Here is an 18,881-nt window from a genome sequence, read left to right as displayed (position 1 = left end):
GGGGCAGATTTCGCTCCTGCTATCCCTTTGTCTGCTTTTGCTGTGAGGGTGAACTCTAATGAGTCACAAAAACGACCAAGAACCCAATGGTCTCAAGGATGATGCCAACGTGGCGTCAACAGTACCCGACTCCATTGCTGATGGTGTCGATGACGACATTGTTGAATCTAATCGCCGCCTGTTTACCGGCTGGCAGTTCTTATTATTTGCGGCATTAGCCATTGCTTATTCCAGCTTCCATCTGTTTTCCCTGAACGTGTATCCGATGGAAACCTGGTCGTTTCGTATTGTGCACATTGCCGGGGCGCTTATTCTCGGTTACGGGCTATTTGCCGGCGCGCGATTTGCCGACGAAGAACACCAAACGTCAGGTGCATTGATTAAATGGGTGAGCTACGCGCTGCTTATTCCAGCGGCCTATACGTTGGCGCAAGTCTTTTTAATGCACCAAACGCTCAGCGGCGGTGCGATGCGCATCGACCCAAGCGTTGAAAACTGGCATTACGGTTACCCACTGATGGCGACCACCGCCTGTGCCGTTGTGCTGTCCTGGTTTTATCGTCAGGCACGCCATCGCTTTAACCCTGCCGACCTAGTGCTCATGGTATGCGCGCTGGCCAGCGCCGGTTATTTGCTGGTGGCTTTTAACACGAATATACGCATGTCGACAGGCACGTCCTTTGCGCCGTCAGGCATCTCTTGGGCGGCGATTGCGGGCTCTCTGCTGATTCTTGAGCTTACCCGCCGCGTGGCCGGTTTGGCCTTGGTCGTCATTTCAGCGGTGTTCTTAGGATATGTTTTCGTCGGCCCTTATTTACCCGGCTTTTTGGGCTACCCAGGGCTGTCGCTACAACGCTTCTTCAGCCAGGTATATACCGATGCCGGCATCTTAGGCCCCACCACCGCCGTATCATCGACCTATATCATTCTGTTCATTATTTTTGCCGCGTTCCTGCAAGCGTCTAAAGTGGGCGACTACTTCGTCAACTTTGCTTTCGCTGCCGCAGGGCGCGCCCGCGGTGGCCCGGCCAAAGTGGCTATTTTTGCATCTGGCTTGATGGGCATGATTAACGGTACCTCCGCGGGCAACGTGGTTTCCACCGGCTCGCTGACCATTCCATTGATGAAGAAAGTCGGCTATCCGGCGCGTAGTGCCGGGGCGATCGAAGCGGCTGCTTCAACGGGTGGGCAAATCATGCCGCCGATTATGGGCGCCGGTGCGTTCATCATGGCCGAAGTGACAGGCATTCCGTATACCGAAATTGCCATTGCGGCGATCATTCCGGCGATTCTTTATTTTGCCTCTATCTATTTTATGGTCGACTTTGAAGCCGCCCGTAAAGGCATGCGAGGCATGCGCAAAGATGAGATCCCGCTGTTCTCCAAACTGGTCAAGCAGGTCTATCTGTTCGCGCCGATCATCATTCTGATCGCGGCACTGTTCATGGGCTATTCGGTGATTCGTGCGGGCACGCTGGCAACCGCTTCAGCAGCCGTCGTGAGCTGGATTTCACCCAACAAAATGGGTATTCGTGCGATTCTTAAAGCGCTGCAAATCGCAGGCACCATGTCGGTTCAGATTATCGCCGTGTGCGCCTGTGCGGGTTTAATCGTCGGGGTTATCTCACTGACCGGCGTTGGCGCTCGCTTCTCATCGCTGCTGCTTGGCTTAGCCGGTGTTAGCCAGCTGCTCGCGCTGGTGTTCGCTATGCTGATTAGCATTTTGCTCGGCATGGGCATGCCAACCACCGCCGCCTACGCCGTCGCCGCCTCCGTGGTAGCGCCTGGCTTGATCAATATTGGCATTGAGCCGCTGATCGCCCACTTCTTCGTGTTCTACTTTGCGGTGGTATCGGCGATTACCCCGCCCGTTGCGCTGGCGTCTTATGCAGCGGCCGGTATTTCTGGCGACAACCCGATGGGAACGTCCGTGGCGTCGTTCAAGATTGGCTTGGCCGCCTTCATCGTGCCGTTTATGTTCTTCTACAGCCCTGCCATGCTGATGGAAGGCACGCCGATGGAAATCCTGCGCGTTGGGGTCACCGCAACGCTGGGCATTATCTTGCTCTCAGGCATGGTTCAAGCGTGGTTCTTTGGACCGGTCAACGCATGGCAACGCCTGCTGATGCTGGTCGGCGCCATGTTTATGATCTATGGCGGTATTTATACCGACGTTCTGGGGCTTGCGATTGGTATCGGGCTATTTGTCATGCAGCGTAAGCTGCATGGCAGTGGCAATAAAACGGCTCAAGCTGGCTAAACACGCTAAGCAGCTAAACGCCAAGTGTCAAAAAACCCCGCTCAATGGCCATTGAGTGGGGTTTTTAGTTACGTGATGAAACAACGCACCTTAGTCGGTCAGGTTGTCGACTATTTTGAGCACGGGTGCCGCTTGGTTAAGAGTATAAAAATGCAGGCCGGGGGCACCGCCATCCAACAATCGCTGGCAAAGCTGGCTCACCACGTCGGTTCCAAAGGCGGCAATCGCTTCACTGTCATCGCCATAGGACTCTAGCTGCTTGCGCATCCAGCGAGGAATCTCAGCGCCGCAGACATCAGAGAAACGCGCCAGCTTAGTGTAGTTAGTGATCGGCATAATACCCGGAATGATCGGCTGTTCGATGCCAAGCGCACGGACTTTATCGACAAAATTAAAATAGGCATCGGCGGTAAAAAAGTACTGGGTGATCGCCATGTTGGCGCCAGCCTTCATTTTGCGCACGAAGTTTTCTACGTCTTTATCTAGATTAGCCGCCTGTGGATGAGACTCCGGGTAAGCCGCGACCGCAATCTCGAAATGATCGCCGGTTTCAGCACGAATAAACTCCACCAGCTCGTTGGCATAGCGTAATTCACCAATGCTTGCCATGCCCGACGGCATATCGCCACGTAGAGCGACCAGACTATTCACGCCCTCCTCGCGATACTGAGCTAGCAGATCTCGCAGTTGAGCTTTTTCACTGCCAATACAGGATAGGTGCGGCGCGGTCGTAATGCCGCTTTGGCTAACAGTGCGTACCAGTTCGCGTGTGCGCGCCTGCGTCGACCCACCAGCGCCATAGGTAACTGAAAAAAATCGGGGCTGCCGCGCAGCTAGCTCATCACGAACGTGTATTAGCTTGTCGTGCCCAGCATCGGTATTGGGCGGAAAGAATTCAAAGCTGATACCCAGCGGATGCTCAAGGCTGCTCATGGAATTTCCTTTTTAGGATCAATAAACGTGACATTTTGAGGTATTCTCGCTGTTCAGATGCGCTAGGGCTAATGAAAGATTCCACGCTCGGCCTTTAATTCGGCTCATGTTAGCTGACCAGACTACATACGAAGCACCACGCACTCATACGGGAGAATCAATGGATCTTGCACCTGAGGCACTGGCTGGACCGTTATTAATGTTGCTCAGCTATGTGGGGTTAGGCTGGATCGCCGCCCAACGGCTCAAGCTAGACCCTCGTCCCATCGCGACACTGCTGGTTTACCTGATTGCACCCTTTACTATTTTTCGCGCGCTAATGAATGGCGGCTCAACGCCGAACTATTTATTACTCACATTAGCGCTGTTCATCCTTTCAAGCCTCATGGCCCTGATTGTCCATCGCCTCACGCGTCATCGTTTTGGCGAGCAGGAGGCGGCGCTACTGGCATTTTCTTCGGGAACCGGCAATACCGGTTATTTCGGCTTACCGATTGCATTTATATTGCTGCCCCCAGAAGGCGTTACGCTTTATCTGTTCTGCATGCTGGGGATTAATATTTATGAATTTACCGTCGGCTTTTATCTCAGCGCCCGCGGTCGCTTTTCGGTACGCGAAAGCCTGATCAAGATTTCTCGCTTACCGCTGATCTACACCTTCCTATTAGCGCTCCTGCTGAGCAGCCTTAACATAATGCCGCCCGCTGAGGTAATGCATGCGCTAGAAGTGTTCCCCGCCACCTACACGCTGCTAGGCATGATGATTATCGGCATGACGCTGAGTCAGGTGACCTTAGCAGCCTGGGATACGCGTTTTGTCGCTAGCTGCGTAGGGTTGCGCTACCTGCTGTGGCCTTTGGTGATGCTGGCTGCCGTGCTGCTGTTGCAGTGGCTCGGCCCTCTTTCGCCTGAACTGGGTATGGCGATGCTTTTACTAGGCGTAGTGCCCATGGCGTCTAACGTGGTGGTAGTCGCCATGGAGCTGGGTATTCAGCCGCAAAAAGGCGCGCTGGCCGTGCTGGTTTCAACGCTGCTGGCACCGCTGCTGATCCCGCTATATCTCGGTTTCATGCTGCATTTGACGGGGCTAAGTTAACTGGCTAAAAACCATCAACGCCCGCTTGTTGAAGCCTTTGCGCCATGCGCTGCACCTCTGGGTGGCTAAAAAATGCCACTAACGCATCAGCGCGAACCGGGCCCACGCCGCTAATGGCCTGCCACTGCGCGTGCTGATAATCCGCCAAGGTAGGCCAGTCACCAATGTGCGCACTCCCGCCTGGTGGCATGCCAAGAGCGGCCAGCCAATCAGCATAAGGAGCCGAGCGGGCGGCCTCAAACTGATCAGTCAGCGCGCCTGCGCTGGTCTCACCGATGCCATTCACCTGTTCCAGCTCACCGGGCTCAACGCTCATCCAGCCCAGCAACTGCGTTACCACGTCGGCTTCCAGCAACGCTTGCCAGGTGCCCTCACCAACGCCTTGCATACCGAGCTGCTCACCGAGATAGGTAAGCCGTGCCAACAGCTGGGCATCGCAGCCAGCGGTTAATTCAAAACAGCTGAGTAGATGATAGCGCTGCGGCGATGGCGCACTCAGCGGTGCGCGCGCCTGGGTATGCCATACCACCTCCGTTAGCTGAGGGATGGTCAACCCTGCCAGCGTGACCGCCACTTGGTCGCCAGGGCGTACATCCATTAACGCCCAGCGCTCAAGCGATCCTAGCGAGACGCGGCTAATTCGCCGCCCCTCAAGCCGTACCGGGTTGAGCCACACCAGCGGCGTCACGCGCCCGGTGCGTCCAACGCGAAACTCAATGCCCCGCACCTGTGCCAGCGCCTGCTGTGCAGGGTATTTCCAGGCCAGCGCCCACCTGGGCGGTGATGACGACCAGCTGGACACGCCGGGGCGCTCCGCTTGTTTAATCACCACGCCGTCAGTGGCAAATGGCAGTGGGCCGTTGAACCAGGTGTCGCGCCAGTCGGCGGCGTCACGCTGGCTATCAAGCGCCTGGGTATAGTCAGCAGTATCAAAGCCCAAGCGAGTCAGTTGCGCTAAACCCTCGGACATGCTCGTTGGGCCATCGGGCCAATCCCACACAAACAGCCCAATGCGCTCAAGCGTGGCATCGGTAGGCGATGACTGCGCCATCGCGCCTGCAACCGCGCCACGCGCGCCCGACGCCGGCGAGCTTGACTGAATGTGTTGCTCTAATCGCCAGTAAAGTTCGCCTTGAAGTATCGCCGACAGTGGTTCGGAAAGCGTATTAGGAATAGCAGGAAGCTGGCGCACGCGTGCCGTCCAGTCTTGGCCGCGCTCGCCGTCACCACGGCTAACGGCATCGACCAGCTCACCCTGGTCATAACGTAGTGTGATCGCCACGCCGTCAACTTTGGGCTGGATCCATAGGCCGTCGCGACGGCTGATAAAGCGCCTAACACCGTCTTCATCGGCTTTATGAAGCCCGCGTTGGGCCATCGGGTGCTCAAGCGTTCCGTCGCTAGACGTCAGCGGTGAAAGCGGATGATGCTCAAACTCATAACCTAAACAGCGCTGCCAGGTGGCAAGGCGCTCAACGGCTTGATCGTAAAGGGCGTCGTCGATCAGTGATACACCCTCATCATGGTAGGCGGTGTCCCAGCGCTGGACCTGCTCGGCTAATGCGTGGCTTTCGCTGGCTAAGCGCTCAGCCTGCCAGTGGGGGCACTCACTAGCCTGTGCGGAAAAAGTGACAAGCCCCATAAGGCCACTGAGCATCCAGATTGCGGTAGTGCCTGACACTGCTCCACTAAACGTTGCTCTATTAAACGTTGATCCATTAAACAATGCCCCATTAAACGTCGCGCCGTTAAACATTGCGGTCCCCTTACCCGTGCAAATAATGATCGGCAAACAGAACCAGCCTAGCGCAGGGCTTGGACATAACGCATAAAAAAAGCCCCCGGCCGAAGCCAAAGGGGCGATCTCTTACAAAGCGTGTAGCGAAACGCTTACAAATTAGCGGCCTGGCGCAGCGCATCGGCTTTATCGGTTTTTTCCCACGGAAAAGCCGTAAAGGTTTCCTTATGCTGCTCGCCTTTATCATCGCTCCAGGTGTAGCTGTGCTCGAACGGCGCACGACCAAAGTGACCATACGCGGCGGTGAGCTGATACATCGGGTGCAGCAGATCCAGCATTTTGGTAATCGCGTAAGGGCGAAGGTCAAAGTGCTCACGCACCAGCGCCACAATCTGCTTGTCTTCAATCTTGCCGGTACCAAAGGTGTCGATCGACACCGAGGTCGGCTCAGCCACACCAATCGCGTAGGAGACCTGAATCTCGCACTTATCAGCCAACCCTGCCGCCACGACGTTTTTCGCCACATAGCGGCCCGCATAGGCGGCGCTACGATCTACTTTCGAGGGATCTTTGCCTGAGAAAGCACCGCCACCATGACGCGCCATACCGCCATAGGTATCCACAATGATCTTACGTCCGGTCAGCCCACAGTCACCGACCGGGCCGCCGATAACGAATTTGCCGGTTGGATTAATATGGTACTGGGTGTTGTCGTCTAACCAGTCAGCGGGAATAACGTGCTCAATAATCTCGCGCTTAACCATCTTGCGCAGATCTTCTTGCTCAATGTCTGGATCGTGCTGGGTAGAAAGCACGATAGCATCGACACCGCAGGGGCGGCCCTGGGCGTTATAGCGGATAGTGACCTGGCTTTTTGCATCAGGGCGCAGCCAAGGCAGCAGGCCATTTTTGCGCAGCTCGGCTTGGCGCTCGACTAAACGGTGAGAATAATGAATGGGTGCGGGCATGAACGAGTCGGTTTCATTGGTCGCATAGCCAAACATCAGCCCCTGGTCGCCTGCCCCTTGATCTTCTGGCTTGGTACGATCAACGCCCTGGGCAATCTCAACGCTCTGCTTGCCGATGAGGTTAATCACGCCACAGGTAGCGCCATCGAAGCCTACTTGTGAGGAGCTATAGCCGATGTCCGTGATCACATCACGGACCAGCATTTCCAGATCGACCCACGCGGACGTCGTGATTTCACCGGCAATAATCGCCACCCCGGTTTTTACCATCGTTTCACAGGCGACGCGCGCCTGTTTATCACGGGCGATGATGGCATCTAATACGGCATCAGAAATCTGGTCAGCAATCTTATCAGGATGACCTTCGGAGACCGATTCGGAGGTAAACAGGGAATATTCGCTCATCGCGCACTCGACCCTCTGTATGACGGCTGTAGCAAATCCACAGCATCAGCAGGAAATCATGGCAGGTGCCCCTGCCCGTATATAGAGGCGGCAGCATCACGTTCTCCACCACCTCGGGAGGCAGAGTCTACACGCTGTAGGCGGTGCTTCCCAGAACGCGTGCCCCAGAATTTACCGGCACATTTATCTCTGCATTTGCCGCCACATGGGAAGTCAGCGACAATAGCGCCTTTATAATTTCTGTTTTCAGGCGAGGAGCACTCCCATGCCGTCCCGTTTTGAGCTAGCCAATGCCATTCGCGCCCTTTCCATGGATGCTGTTCAGAAGGCCAAATCCGGCCATCCGGGCGCTCCTATGGGCATGGCTGATATTGCCGAGGTGCTATGGAATGACTACCTCAAGCACAACCCCGAAGACCCCAAGTGGGCCGATCGCGACCGGTTCGTGCTCTCCAATGGCCATGGCTCCATGCTGCTTTACTCGTTGCTGCACCTCAGCGGCTACGAGCTTAGCCTGGAACAGCTGCAAAATTTCCGTCAGCTGCATTCGCCCACGGCAGGGCACCCGGAATTTGGCTATGCCCCAGGCATTGAAACCACCACGGGCCCTCTCGGCCAGGGTTTTGCTAACGCGGTAGGCTTTGCCATTGCTGAAAAAACATTGGCGGCGCAGTTCAATCGTCCCGGCCATGCCATTGTCGATCACCATACCTGGTGTTTCTTGGGCGATGGCTGCTTGATGGAAGGCATCTCCCACGAAGCAGCATCACTGGCGGGAACGCAGCAGTTGGGTAAGCTGATTGCGCTGTACGACGATAACGGCATCTCAATCGATGGCGAAGTGGAAGGCTGGTTTACCGACGATACCGCCAAGCGCTTTGAGGCTTATGGCTGGCACGTAGTGCCGAACGTCGATGGTCACCAGCCTGAGGAAGTTAAAGCGGCCATTGAACTGGCGAAGAGCCACGACGATAAGCCTAGCCTGATTATCTGCAAAACCATTATCGGTTTTGGCGCGCCTAACAAGCAGGGCAAAGAAGACGCCCACGGCTCACCGCTGGGTGACGATGAAGTCGCCCTGGCACGCACACAGCTGGGCTGGGAGCACGCGCCATTCCATATCCCTGAGCCGATCTATTCTGCCTGGGATGCTCGCGACGCTGGCAAAAAGGCGCAGCAGGCGTGGGAAGACCGCTTTGCTCGCTATACCGACGCTTTCCCAACGGAGGCGCGTGAGTTCAAGCGTCGCATGAAGCGCCAACTGCCTCCTGAGCTTGCCACTGAAGCATTGATTGAGCAGGCCCAAGAGAAGGGAGAAAGCATCGCATCGCGCAAGGCATCCTTTGAAGCGCTGAATGTGATTGGCCCACAAATGCCGGAACTGTTGGGCGGCAGCGCTGACCTCGCACCGTCTAACCTAACGTTCTGGAAAGGTGCCAAGGCGATTACCCCTGAAGATGCCAGCGGCAACTACCTGCATTACGGCGTACGTGAGTTTGGCATGGGCGCGATCATGAACGGGATCGCGCTGCACGGAGGCTTAGTGCCTTACGGCGCGACCTTCCTGATCTTTATGGAGTACATGCGTAACTCCATTCGCATGGCGTCGTTAATGGGCCAGCAGGTGATTTACGTGTTTACGCATGATTCCATCGGTCTAGGTGAGGATGGCCCGACGCACCAGCCGATTGAGCAGCTCACTAGCCTGCGCACGACGCCGAATCTAAACACCTGGCGCCCCTGCGATGCGGTCGAAACCGCCGCCTCTTGGGATGCGGCGATCAAACGCCACTCCGGCCCGACCGCGCTGGTACTCTCACGCCAGAATCTGCCGCACCAGCAGCGCACTCAAGCGCAGCTAGCGGCCATTCAAAACGGGGCTTATGTTCTTAAAGACCCGACTATTAAAGATAGCCAAGGCACGCCACAAATGCCGGAGCTGATTCTGATTGCCACAGGTTCGGAAGTATCGCTCGCGATGGACGCCGCTGCCGAACTTGAGCAGCAGGGTAAAGCCGTTCGCGTTGTGTCCATGCCCTCGGCGTACCGTTTCAATGGCCAAGACGCTGACTACCGTGAAAGCGTACTGCCCAAAGCGGTCACCAAGCGGATCGCGATCGAAGCGGCACATGCCGACTACTGGTACAAATATGTGGGTCTGGAAGGTCGTGTGATTGGCATGACGACCTACGGCGAGTCTGCACCCGCGGACGATCTGTTCAAACACTTCGGCTTCACGGTCGACAACATCGTCAAGCAAGCTCACGAACTGCTCGGCTAGGCCATGCCAGCACTCAGTGGCTTTTTATGGCTGATTAGCTACTGGCTGATCGGTGAAGTGGTCATCTACTTCACCGGGCTGCCGGTCTCTTCAGGCGTGATCGGCATGCTGCTGCTGTGTGCTACGCTTGCGCTGTACGGTCGTGTACCTAGCAGTATTGCCGCGGCCGCACAGCCGCTCATCGCGCTGCTCGCTATGCTGATTATGCCCGGTGTCGTCGGTGTGTTTTTTATTATTGGCGAATTAGCCGGGCAGTGGACGGCTATCCTGATCGCCTTAGTGGCGGGCACACTGCTTAGTGTTGTCACCACCCTTTGGTTGCTTAAGCGACTGATCGGGCAATCTTATGACCGCTGACCTATCGCTATTAGAGCTGCTCACCGCCACGCCGCTATTTGCTGTAGGGCTAACGCTGGTTGCTTATTTGCTTGGTAACCGGCTATTTCAGCGCCTTAAGCGCCCTTCTTGGCTACCCGCTATCTTAATTGCGGCGCTGCTACTTGCCGGGGCGCTCGCGCTGATAGGGCTGCCTTATCCGATCTATCAACAGGGCGCGATATGGCTGACGGTATTGCTGGGGCCCGCGACGGTGGCGCTAGGTATGCCGCTTTATCAACAGCTGCCGCGGATTGTTGAACTCTGGCGGCCGCTGGCAATTTGTTTACCCATTGCCGCCACGCTAGCGGCTTTCTATGCGCTTGCTATTGCCTGGTTGCTGGGCAGCTCCGACACCATACTTGCCTCCATTGCGGCCAAGTCCGTGACGGCACCGATTGCTATCGGCATTACCGAACAGCTTGGCGGTAAGGTAGCGCTGCTAATGGGGGCACTGCTGATAACCGGTGTTATCACCATTCCATGCGTCAGCATTGCTGCACGTTTGCTGCATATCGACGATGAACGCTTGATCGGTTTTGCTCTTGGCCTGAATGGGCACGCCATTGGTACCGTCAGAGCATTCGAGATCAGCCCCGCGGCGGGGGCGTTCGCGTCACTAGGAATGAGCCTTACAGGCATTTTCACTGCCATACTCCTGCCGCTTGCGTGGCGACTGCTAGGCATGAGCAGCGGATACGCATAGCCGACTGAAATACGCTACTATCGCGGGGTTTGCTACCCCACTTTTGATCATCGATTTACTTTTAAGAGCCGCCTTTGTGTATGGCTAATTCCGCCTCTACGTATCGCATCGCTATTAACGGTTACGGACGCATTGGCCAATGCGTGCTGCGGGCCCTCGTCGAGCGGCAACCACCGGGCATTGAGATCGTTGCTATCAACGAACTCTCTGATCTCGCTACGATTACGTATCTGACGCGCTACGACACAACACATGGCCGTTTTCCAGGTGAGGTCGATAACGATGGCCAGGATCTCATCGTTAACGGCCAGCGCATCCAGATACTGTGCGAACAAGATCCGCGCAATTTACCCTGGAAAGCACTCGATGTAGACCTAGTGTTGGAGTGTTCGGGAAGCTTTAAAGACCGCGCCTCGGCCGAACTGCATTTAGCCGCGGGCGCCAAGCGGCTGCTGTTTTCTCAGCCCGCAGAGAATGACGTTGATGCCACCATTGTGTGGGGCATTAATGAAGATCAGATGACGCTGTCCCAGCGCATTCTTTCCGCTGCATCGTGCACGACCAACTGTCTGGTGCCGCTGTTAACCGTTTTAGATGAAGCGCTAGGGCTTGAGCACGGCGTGACGACGACGATCCACTCGGCGATGAACGATCAGCCGGTGATTGATGCCTACCATCAAACGGATCTGCGCCTCACTCGCTCGGCGATGCAGTCGATTGTTCCCGTCGACACCGGCTTGGCGCTCGGTATTAGCCGCCTAATGCCTCACCTAGCGGGCCGCTTTGAGTGCTTACACGTCCGCGTGCCGACGATTAACGTCTCTGCGATGGACGTGGCCCTCACGGTTCGTAGCGATACTCACCGTGATGCGGTGAATGCGCTGCTCCTGACCGCCAGCCAACAGCGTTTGAAAGGTGTTCTTGGCTACACAGAAGCCCCCATGGCATCGATTGATTTTAATCACGATCCACGCTCAGGCATTCTGGATGCTACCCAAACGCGAGTCGCTGGCAAACGCCTCATCAAACTGCTGTGCTGGTTCGACAACGAGTGGGGGTTCGCGAATCGTATGCTCGATATTAGTCATCGACTGGCCAGACTTTCGACAGAAACGTAAATCTGAACACGAGGAAACCGCTCACATGAATGTGAAGAAAATGACTGACCTTCCCTTGGAAGGACAACGCGTGCTGATCCGTGAAGATTTGAATGTGCCCATTAAACACGGTCGCGTCTCAAGTGACGCCCGCCTGCGCGCAGCGCTGCCCACCATTCAGGCAGCAGTGGACGCTGGCGCAAAAGTTATGCTGATGAGCCATTTAGGACGCCCCACTGAAGGCGAACCTGCCGATGAGTTTTCTCTTGCCCCCGTTGCTGAGCATCTGAGCGGCCTATTGGGTCGCCCGGTGCCCCTAGTGACCGCGTATCTAGGCGAAACGCTGGCACTTGAAAATGGTGATGTCGTGTTGCTTGAGAACGTGCGCTTCAACAGCGGCGAGAAGAAAGATGACGAGCAACTGGCGAAGCAGTACGCCGCGCTGTGCGATATCTTTGTTATGGATGCTTTCGGTACGGCCCATCGGGCACAGGCATCGACCCACGGCGTCGCCCGCTTTGCACCAAGCGCCTGCGCTGGGCCGCTGCTGGCCAAAGAGCTCGACGCGTTACAAAAAGCGTTGGCGAATCCGGCTCGCCCTATGGCCGCAATTGTCGGCGGTTCAAAAGTATCAACAAAGCTAGATGTGCTCACGACGTTAGCTGATAAATGCGATCAACTGATTGTTGGGGGAGGAATCGCCAATACCTTTATTGCCGCGGCGGGCTACAATGTCGGTAAATCACTCTATGAAGCCGACCTGATCGATCAGGCTAAGGCGTTGATGGAAAAGGTCTCGATCCCGCTACCTACCGATGTCGTTGTGGCCACCGAGTTTTCTGAATCAGCGCAAGCGGTTGTCAAACCCGTCGATCAAGTAGCCGACAATGAGATGATTTTAGATATCGGCCCTGAGACGGCGGCTAACTTAGCCACCATGCTTAAAGACGCTGGCACCATTTTATGGAACGGGCCGGTCGGTGTGTTTGAAATAGATCAATTTGGTAACGGCACTCAGGTTATTGCCCAGGCCATTGCCGATAGCGCGGCTTTCTCTATTGCCGGTGGTGGTGATACGTTAGCGGCCATTGATAAATACGCCATTGCGGATCGCGTTTCCTATATTTCTACCGGTGGCGGTGCCTTTCTTGAATATGTTGAAGGCAAACAGCTACCGGCCGTGGCAGCCCTCGAACCGGCTGCCAAACGCGGCTAATTTGTTGTAAAAAAACGCATTAGACAACGTGAATCCGTGTGCTTGCAGCACGGGTTCACATAACCAGTTCTTCACAACGTCTACAGATAAGGTGATTTCATGGCTCTGATCAGCATGCGCCAGATGCTCGACCACGCTGCCGAATACGGCTACGGTATTCCGGCTTTTAACGTCAATAACCTTGAGCAGATGCGCGCCATTATGGAAGCCGCCGATGCCACCGACTCGCCGGTCATCGTGCAAGCATCTGCGGGTGCGCGTAAATACGCAGGTGCGCCGTTTCTGCGTCATTTGATTTTAGCCGCGGTTGAGGAGTTTCCTCATATTCCGGTGGTCATGCACCAGGATCACGGCACCAGCCCTTCAGTCTGCCAGCGCTCTATTCAGCTCGGTTTCTCCTCGGTGATGATGGATGGCTCGTTGGGCGAAGACGGCAAAACGCCGACTGACTACGAATATAATGTTGACGTTACCCGTCGTACGGTAGAAATGGCACATGCCTGTGGCGTCTCCGTTGAAGGTGAGCTGGGCTGCTTGGGTAGCCTGGAAACCGGTATGGCCGGTGAAGAAGACGGCATTGGCGCTGAAGGCAAGCTGGATATGGAGCAGATGCTCACAGACCCTGAGGAAGCCGCCGATTTTGTTAAAGCCACGCAGGTCGATGCACTGGCCATCGCCATTGGCACCAGCCACGGCGCTTACAAATTTACCAAGCCACCCACGGGCGATACGCTTTCAATCCAGCGCATCAAAGAAATTCACGCGCGTATTCCAGATACCCACCTAGTGATGCATGGCTCGTCTTCTGTGCCGCAAGAATGGCTGGAAATCATTAACCAGTACGGCGGCCAGATCCCCGAAACTTACGGCGTACCGGTCGAAGAAATTATCGAAGGGATTAAACACGGCGTTCGTAAGGTCAATATCGACACTGACCTACGCCTAGCCTCTACCGGCGCAGTGCGTCGTTTTATGGCTGAGAACCCCGCTGAATTCGATCCGCGTAAGTTCTTGAAGGAAACCGTCACGGCGATGCGCGACCTATGTATCGCCCGCTACGAAGCGTTCGGTACCGCCGGCAATGCCAGCAAAATCAAGCCGATTAACTTAGAAGAGATGTTCCTGCGCTATGAGCGCGGCGAACTGGCGCCTAAGATCAAATGATCGCCTAACTAAGCCTGTTAAAAAAGACGACCCATAGGTCGTCTTTTTTGTACCGCTCTCTTTTCATAACCCAGGTTATAGTCCGCAAAATGCATATTGCAATGCAGCATTGATGCGCTAACACTGTGTATTAGGCCACGAGGTTTCGCGGCCCAACACAGAGGCAAGCCGCTTATGAAATGCTCATCCACCCTGTCATTGGTCCCCACCACGCCAGTGGCGATGTTCGATATATGGAAAGTCGGCCTGATGGCGTGCGAGCTATGGTCTACCTCTCTGTCCACCATCACTATGCGTAACCACTTATGGCAAACGCAGCCGTTCTTCAGCCCTAAAATGATGCAAGAGAATCAACGCATGGTTACCGAAAAACTCGAGGCCAGCATGGAAGCTGGCCTCGTCATGCAAAAAGCACTGTTTAATTCAATGAATGGTCAGCTCGCCCCCTGGTGGGTCACTAGCAAACGTACAATGAAGCCTTATCACCAACGTAGTAGCGCTAACTCCCGCCGGCTTGCCCAGTAGCATTACTTTAGGCACTGACGCTACTCGTTGTCGTCAGTGCCATCATCGTTGTCGTCAGTGCCATCATCGTTGTCATTGTTTTCTTCTTCACTGCTGTGGATTGCATCATTTGGACTGCCGGTGCCTCCGGTGCCAGCGCCAGGGCTTTCTTCTTCCCCCGTTGAAGGCGCAAGCTCTACGTCATCCTCGCCTGCGCGAGTTTGATCACTCGCCTCACCAGCGTCGTTAGACGAAAGCTCTCCATCGCGCTTTACCGATCCTGCCTTTATGCCGTACTCCTCCTCCAGAGCTTTATCATTTAGTGGCGCGTGCTGCTCGTTTTCTGGTGCGTGATTATCGGCAAAAACATAGCCCGTCGTCGCGAGTAAAGCAGCGCTAAACGTAAAGAGAAGAACCCAGGCAGTTAATCGCATAGCGCGATCTCCATTGGTGATGACAGGGGATATTGCATACTATATCGTCAACGCAGTCGTCGTAAAATTGAGTATGGCTATTTTAAGCTGGCTCAAGAGCAATACGCTGGCAAGCAAAAAATAACAAAACAGTGTTCACAAAAGGCAAAAAATCCCGTTCAATAGAGGGTGATTGGCTTAACTAACACTGGCAGCGCTTGAGCCGCTGCAAGGAAATGCAATGCCGCTCCCACTTTTGCTGTTTGACTGTGATGGCACACTCGTTGACAGCGAACCCATTCTCGCGGAAGAAATGGCCTTAGGCCTCAATGCAGTAGGGCTGCCTTTTGCTGCCACTGACTACCTTGGCGAATTTCGCGGCGCGCGCTTTCGACGGATTGTTGCCGAACTGCAAAAACGACACGGCAACGTCGATCCAGACAAGCTCGACAGCATGGAAACTCACATGCGGGCTAACTTAGCCACGCGACTTTCCCAGGAACTAACGACGATACCCGGTGCCCACGAAGCACTGGATATATTGGCTGGCTACCCCAGCGCCGTGGTATCCAACGGCCCAGAAAGTAAAATTCACACCGCGTTAAGTGTTACGGGCCTTGGCGACTATTTTGGGAACCGTTTATTCAGTGGCTATACCGCCAATTGCTGGAAGCCTGAACCCTGTTTACATCTACATGCAGCGAGTATCATGGGCTACTTGGCACGTGACTGTATTGCCATTGATGACGCACTAGTGGGTGTTCACGCGGCCCAGCAAGCCGGAATGACGGTCATCCATTTAAATCGTTTTCCCGATGCCGAGACAACGCCTGAAAACGCTATTATGATCAGCAATATGTATCAGTTACCTGCAGTAGTGGAGAGACTCACTCGTGAATATTGGCAAATCCCTGTGCCTCAACACTCGGCTGGGGGGCGGTAATGGCGTCTTTGCGTGATCAGTTAGGTGGGCTGGTGTATTCCACCGAGCACGGTAAAACCTGCCCGACCTGTAGAGAAGCACTTGATGCATGTAATTGCGATAATGCAAGTGAGCTGGAGCGACTAGCGGCTCTCGATGGCGTGGTTCGTATTCGACGTGAAACCAGCGGCCGCAAAGGCAAAGGCGTGACTACCGTTAGCGGCATTCCTTTGCCAAGCGACGATCTCAAACGTTTGGCAAAAACGCTTAAACAGCGGTGTGGAACGGGTGGCGCGGTTAAAGAGGGTATTATCGAAATCCAAGGCGATCATCGAGACACCCTACATCAGGCGCTGAGCGCTCTCGGATACCAGGTCAAATTCGCTGGAGGTTAATACCTCTATAATACGATGACTTATCGCTAGGTAAGTCGCAGAGCAAGGCACTGCAATGGCTTGGTTGGAATATTTGCTACCGCTAATTTTTTTATTCCCGATGGCGGCAATGGGCAGCATCGTGTTGGCGCTACGTAGCTTACATGACGCCCGTGTTCACTCTCCTTTCAATGCGCCCCTTCATGAACCAGGCCAAGCATTGCGCTACCGCCTTGACCAAGCGTTTTCTAGCCTATTTTTAAACGGTGCGCTAGGGCCCATCATCAGCCTGGCGCCACTCGTTTACGGCATGGGGCGCATGCTATTTGTCGAACGACAAGACTGGGTTGAATGGGCACTGTATGGCCTGCTAAGCACATTACTCGTTCTAATATTTTCATTGCTATTAGTACGTGACTACCAGCGCATACGGCGATTAAAGCTTGGCTTGGCTTGCGAGCTTGCCGTTGGGCAAGAGCTTGCGAGACTCGTTCGCCCCGACGCACACCCCTACTACGTTTTTCACGATGTGCCCACCGATAGCTTTACCATCGATCACGTCGTAGTGACGCCTCACGGCATTTTTGTGGTCGAAACACGAGCTAGAACGCTGGCTATTGGCACCGATGGCCATGAGCTCGATACAGTGGCCGTAGAACGAGAGCGTTTGCGCTTTCCTCACTGGCAGGAGCGTAGGCCGCTACATAAAACACGCCAGGGCGTGTGCTGGCTCTCTCACTGGTTAGAGCGACGCTGTGGCGTCCCTGTTGCGGTGCGCGGCGTGCTGGTACTCCCTGGCTGGAAAATAGATAACAGTGATGCGGCTACCGATATTCTGGTGGTGAGCGGTGATACCCTCGCCAAGCAGCTGACCGAGCTAAACACCGGCCCGCTCAATGATGTCATACATGATAAGGTCATCAACGTTTTGCTTGAGCGCGCCAGACTCTTGGAATTAAAGCACCTCAGTCAGCCATCGGTGTAGAGGAAAGATGGTTAGTCGCCGCGTAAGCGACCGCCCATCTCCTGAGCTAAGTCCACCGCGTAGTGGTCGGTCATCCCGCCGATAAAGTCCAGCATCCGTCGATAGCTATCATAGAGCGGCCAAGACGGCAGCGGCGTATTTTCACCAATAAGAGCCAGTACACGCTGATGCTTAAACGATGAATGCCCCGTATGGTGAAGCTCGTGAGCCGCCCCAATAAATGCCTCGAGAAGGATCCCTAGCGTTGTATAAGCGCCAATTTCTAATTTTGCCTTACGCTCGTTTTGGAAAATACGCTCGCGGGCTAACTGCTTGGCGGCCTGTACACCCCAGCCTAAATCCGGGTGGCACAGCTCTAATAGATCATTGCTAAGCGTACCGTTCAGCAAAGCCTGCTCATGCTGAACGAATACCGCACCCACATCATTGACGGCACGCTCCATGGCGGCGCCACGTAGTAATGCGATGCGGCGCCGCTGGGATACGTTGCGGTCTTGCATGTCGGTATATTCGGGTGGAAACTCTCCGGCAATCTGGCGCAGAATCTCGACGACTTCTTCGTAACGCAGAATGCCCATTTCTAAACCATCTTCAAGGTCCAGCAGCGCATAGCAGATATCATCAGCAGCCTCAACGAGCCAAGCGAGTGGATGACGGCACCACCGCTGCTCACCCCGGGGCAGCAACCCTACCGCTTCAGCGACCTCTTTGAGCAGTGCCTGCTCCGATTGATAAGCGCCGAACTTACCTGCCCGCCCACTATAGCGGACAGTCCACGGATATTTAAGCAGGGTTCCAAGCGTGGCCGACGTGAGCCGCATACCTCCATTGAACTGATTATATTCAATTTGAGTAATAACGCGAAAGCCTTGAGCATTGCCTTCGTAAGTCAGCAGATCTTCTCGTTCAGCATCGGATAGGCCCTCAAGCAGACCACTGCTCTGGGCACGCTGAAACCAATCGCGGATAGCATACTCACCGGCGTGTCCAAACGGCGGGTTGCCAATATCGTGGCCAAGGCATGCCGTTTGCACTATCACACCCAGGTCTGCCGGGGTAATCCATTCGGGCAGCTGATCACGCAGCAGCTCACCTACGATCATTCCCAGTGAGCGACCGACGCAGCCCACTTCTAACGAGTGAGTCAAGCGGGTATGAATATGATCGTTTTCTGTCAGCGGATGGACCTGGGTCTTGCGTCCAAGGCGTCTAAAAGAACCAGAGAAAACAATTCGGTCGTGATCTTTATGAAAAGGGCTACGGCCTATTTCTCGAGTGCTTTCTGAGCGTTGGTCGTGAAGACGACGTGGGGAAAGTAGCTGTTCCCAGCGCATCTGTGTCATAAGCATTCCTCCTGAAGGAGTGCATTCTGCCATAAAAATAGCCACGGGCAGACGCGCGACTCAACATTAAGATGCTTTAACCCTTATTGGTTAAAGATGAT

At 54.9% G+C, this 18,881-nt stretch carries 17 protein-coding genes; 12 read left to right on the top strand and 5 right to left on the bottom strand.

Annotated elements, in window-relative coordinates; translation table 11 throughout:
• Nucleotides 1-58: 58 nt before the first annotated feature.
• Nucleotides 59-2,260, top strand: a complete 2,202-nt coding sequence (locus ACT3TR_RS17290; protein WP_444625909.1) for a TRAP transporter permease — start codon at nt 59-61, stop codon at nt 2,258-2,260.
• Between the two features lie 90 nt (nt 2,261-2,350).
• Here ACT3TR_RS17290 and metF read toward each other — a convergent pair whose 3' ends face one another.
• Nucleotides 2,351-3,193 (bottom strand): methylenetetrahydrofolate reductase [NAD(P)H], encoded by an 843-nt coding sequence (metF, locus tag ACT3TR_RS17285; RefSeq protein ID WP_096276146.1) that lies wholly within the window; start codon nt 3,191-3,193, stop codon nt 2,351-2,353.
• 160 nt (nt 3,194-3,353) lie between these two features.
• Between metF and ACT3TR_RS17280 the strand changes: the two genes are divergently transcribed.
• Nucleotides 3,354-4,289, top strand: a complete 936-nt coding sequence (locus ACT3TR_RS17280; RefSeq protein ID WP_441686321.1) for an AEC family transporter — start codon at nt 3,354-3,356, stop codon at nt 4,287-4,289.
• Nucleotides 4,290-4,293: 4 nt separating this feature from the next.
• On the opposite strand, the gene ligB is transcribed toward ACT3TR_RS17280, so the two are convergent.
• Nucleotides 4,294-5,946, bottom strand: a complete 1,653-nt coding sequence (ligB, locus tag ACT3TR_RS17275; protein ID WP_444625913.1) for an NAD-dependent DNA ligase LigB — start codon at nt 5,944-5,946, stop codon at nt 4,294-4,296.
• Nucleotides 5,947-6,179: 233 nt separating this feature from the next.
• Nucleotides 6,180-7,400 (bottom strand): methionine adenosyltransferase, encoded by a 1,221-nt coding sequence (metK, locus tag ACT3TR_RS17270; RefSeq protein ID WP_096276150.1) that lies wholly within the window; start codon nt 7,398-7,400, stop codon nt 6,180-6,182.
• 265 nt (nt 7,401-7,665) lie between these two features.
• Between metK and tkt the strand changes: the two genes are divergently transcribed.
• The 7 genes from tkt (at nt 7,666) to ACT3TR_RS17235 (ending at nt 14,764) form a co-directional block, all read left to right on the top strand.
• A complete protein-coding gene (gene tkt, locus ACT3TR_RS17265) occupies nt 7,666-9,681 on the top strand; it encodes a transketolase (RefSeq protein ID WP_441686319.1) in 2,016 nt (671 codons plus the stop codon).
• 3 nt (nt 9,682-9,684) lie between these two features.
• Nucleotides 9,685-10,038 carry a CidA/LrgA family protein gene (locus tag ACT3TR_RS17260; RefSeq protein ID WP_096276154.1) on the top strand — a complete coding sequence of 118 codons (354 nt, stop codon included), beginning with the start codon at nt 9,685-9,687 and terminating at the stop codon, nt 10,036-10,038.
• Nucleotides 10,028-10,762: an LrgB family protein gene (locus tag ACT3TR_RS17255; RefSeq protein ID WP_096276156.1), complete on the top strand. Its 735-nt coding sequence runs from the start codon at nt 10,028-10,030 to the stop codon at nt 10,760-10,762. Before ACT3TR_RS17260 ends, ACT3TR_RS17255 begins: the two co-directional genes overlap by 11 nt.
• 80 nt (nt 10,763-10,842) lie before the next feature.
• A complete protein-coding gene (locus tag ACT3TR_RS17250; protein WP_096276158.1) occupies nt 10,843-11,880 on the top strand; it encodes a type I glyceraldehyde-3-phosphate dehydrogenase in 1,038 nt (345 codons plus the stop codon).
• 25 nt (nt 11,881-11,905) lie between these two features.
• Nucleotides 11,906-13,075, top strand: coding sequence for a phosphoglycerate kinase (locus ACT3TR_RS17245; protein ID WP_444625908.1), 1,170 nt, complete (start codon nt 11,906-11,908; stop codon nt 13,073-13,075).
• A gap of 99 nt (nt 13,076-13,174) precedes the next feature.
• The gene (fba, locus tag ACT3TR_RS17240) at nt 13,175-14,239 is read left to right on the top strand and encodes a class II fructose-bisphosphate aldolase (RefSeq protein WP_096276162.1); all 1,065 of its coding nucleotides are present in this window, start codon (nt 13,175-13,177) and stop codon (nt 14,237-14,239) included.
• A 174-nt stretch (nt 14,240-14,413) separates the two neighbouring features.
• Nucleotides 14,414-14,764: a hypothetical protein gene (locus ACT3TR_RS17235; RefSeq protein WP_444625907.1), complete on the top strand. Its 351-nt coding sequence runs from the start codon at nt 14,414-14,416 to the stop codon at nt 14,762-14,764.
• A 20-nt stretch (nt 14,765-14,784) separates the two neighbouring features.
• Here the strand turns inward: ACT3TR_RS17235 and ACT3TR_RS17230 are convergent, their stop codons facing one another.
• A complete protein-coding gene (locus ACT3TR_RS17230) occupies nt 14,785-15,177 on the bottom strand; it encodes a hypothetical protein (protein ID WP_444625906.1) in 393 nt (130 codons plus the stop codon).
• Nucleotides 15,178-15,397: 220 nt separating this feature from the next.
• Here ACT3TR_RS17230 and ACT3TR_RS17225 point away from each other — a divergent pair, with 220 nt between their 5' ends.
• The 3 genes from ACT3TR_RS17225 to ACT3TR_RS17215 are packed head-to-tail and all read left to right on the top strand — an operon-like array spanning nt 15,398 to nt 17,437.
• Nucleotides 15,398-16,099 carry an HAD-IA family hydrolase gene (locus ACT3TR_RS17225; RefSeq protein WP_444625905.1) on the top strand — a complete coding sequence of 234 codons (702 nt, stop codon included), beginning with the start codon at nt 15,398-15,400 and terminating at the stop codon, nt 16,097-16,099.
• Nucleotides 16,099-16,473 carry a translation initiation factor Sui1 gene (locus tag ACT3TR_RS17220; protein WP_096276170.1) on the top strand — a complete coding sequence of 125 codons (375 nt, stop codon included), beginning with the start codon at nt 16,099-16,101 and terminating at the stop codon, nt 16,471-16,473. Before ACT3TR_RS17225 ends, ACT3TR_RS17220 begins: the two co-directional genes overlap by 1 nt.
• Nucleotides 16,474-16,528: 55 nt before the next feature.
• A complete protein-coding gene (locus ACT3TR_RS17215; protein ID WP_096276172.1) occupies nt 16,529-17,437 on the top strand; it encodes a nuclease-related domain-containing protein in 909 nt (302 codons plus the stop codon).
• A gap of 11 nt (nt 17,438-17,448) precedes the next feature.
• Here ACT3TR_RS17215 and ACT3TR_RS17210 read toward each other — a convergent pair whose 3' ends face one another.
• Nucleotides 17,449-18,780: a deoxyguanosinetriphosphate triphosphohydrolase gene (locus tag ACT3TR_RS17210; RefSeq protein WP_096276174.1), complete on the bottom strand. Its 1,332-nt coding sequence runs from the start codon at nt 18,778-18,780 to the stop codon at nt 17,449-17,451.
• Nucleotides 18,781-18,881 lie beyond the last annotated feature (101 nt).

Source organism: Halomonas sp. AOP12-B1-6, from assembly GCF_052379225.1.
GTDB lineage: Bacteria > Pseudomonadota > Gammaproteobacteria > Pseudomonadales > Halomonadaceae > Vreelandella > Vreelandella casei.
The sequence above is the reverse complement of the archived record's forward strand: the minus strand, read 5'-3'. Positions and strand labels throughout refer to the sequence as shown.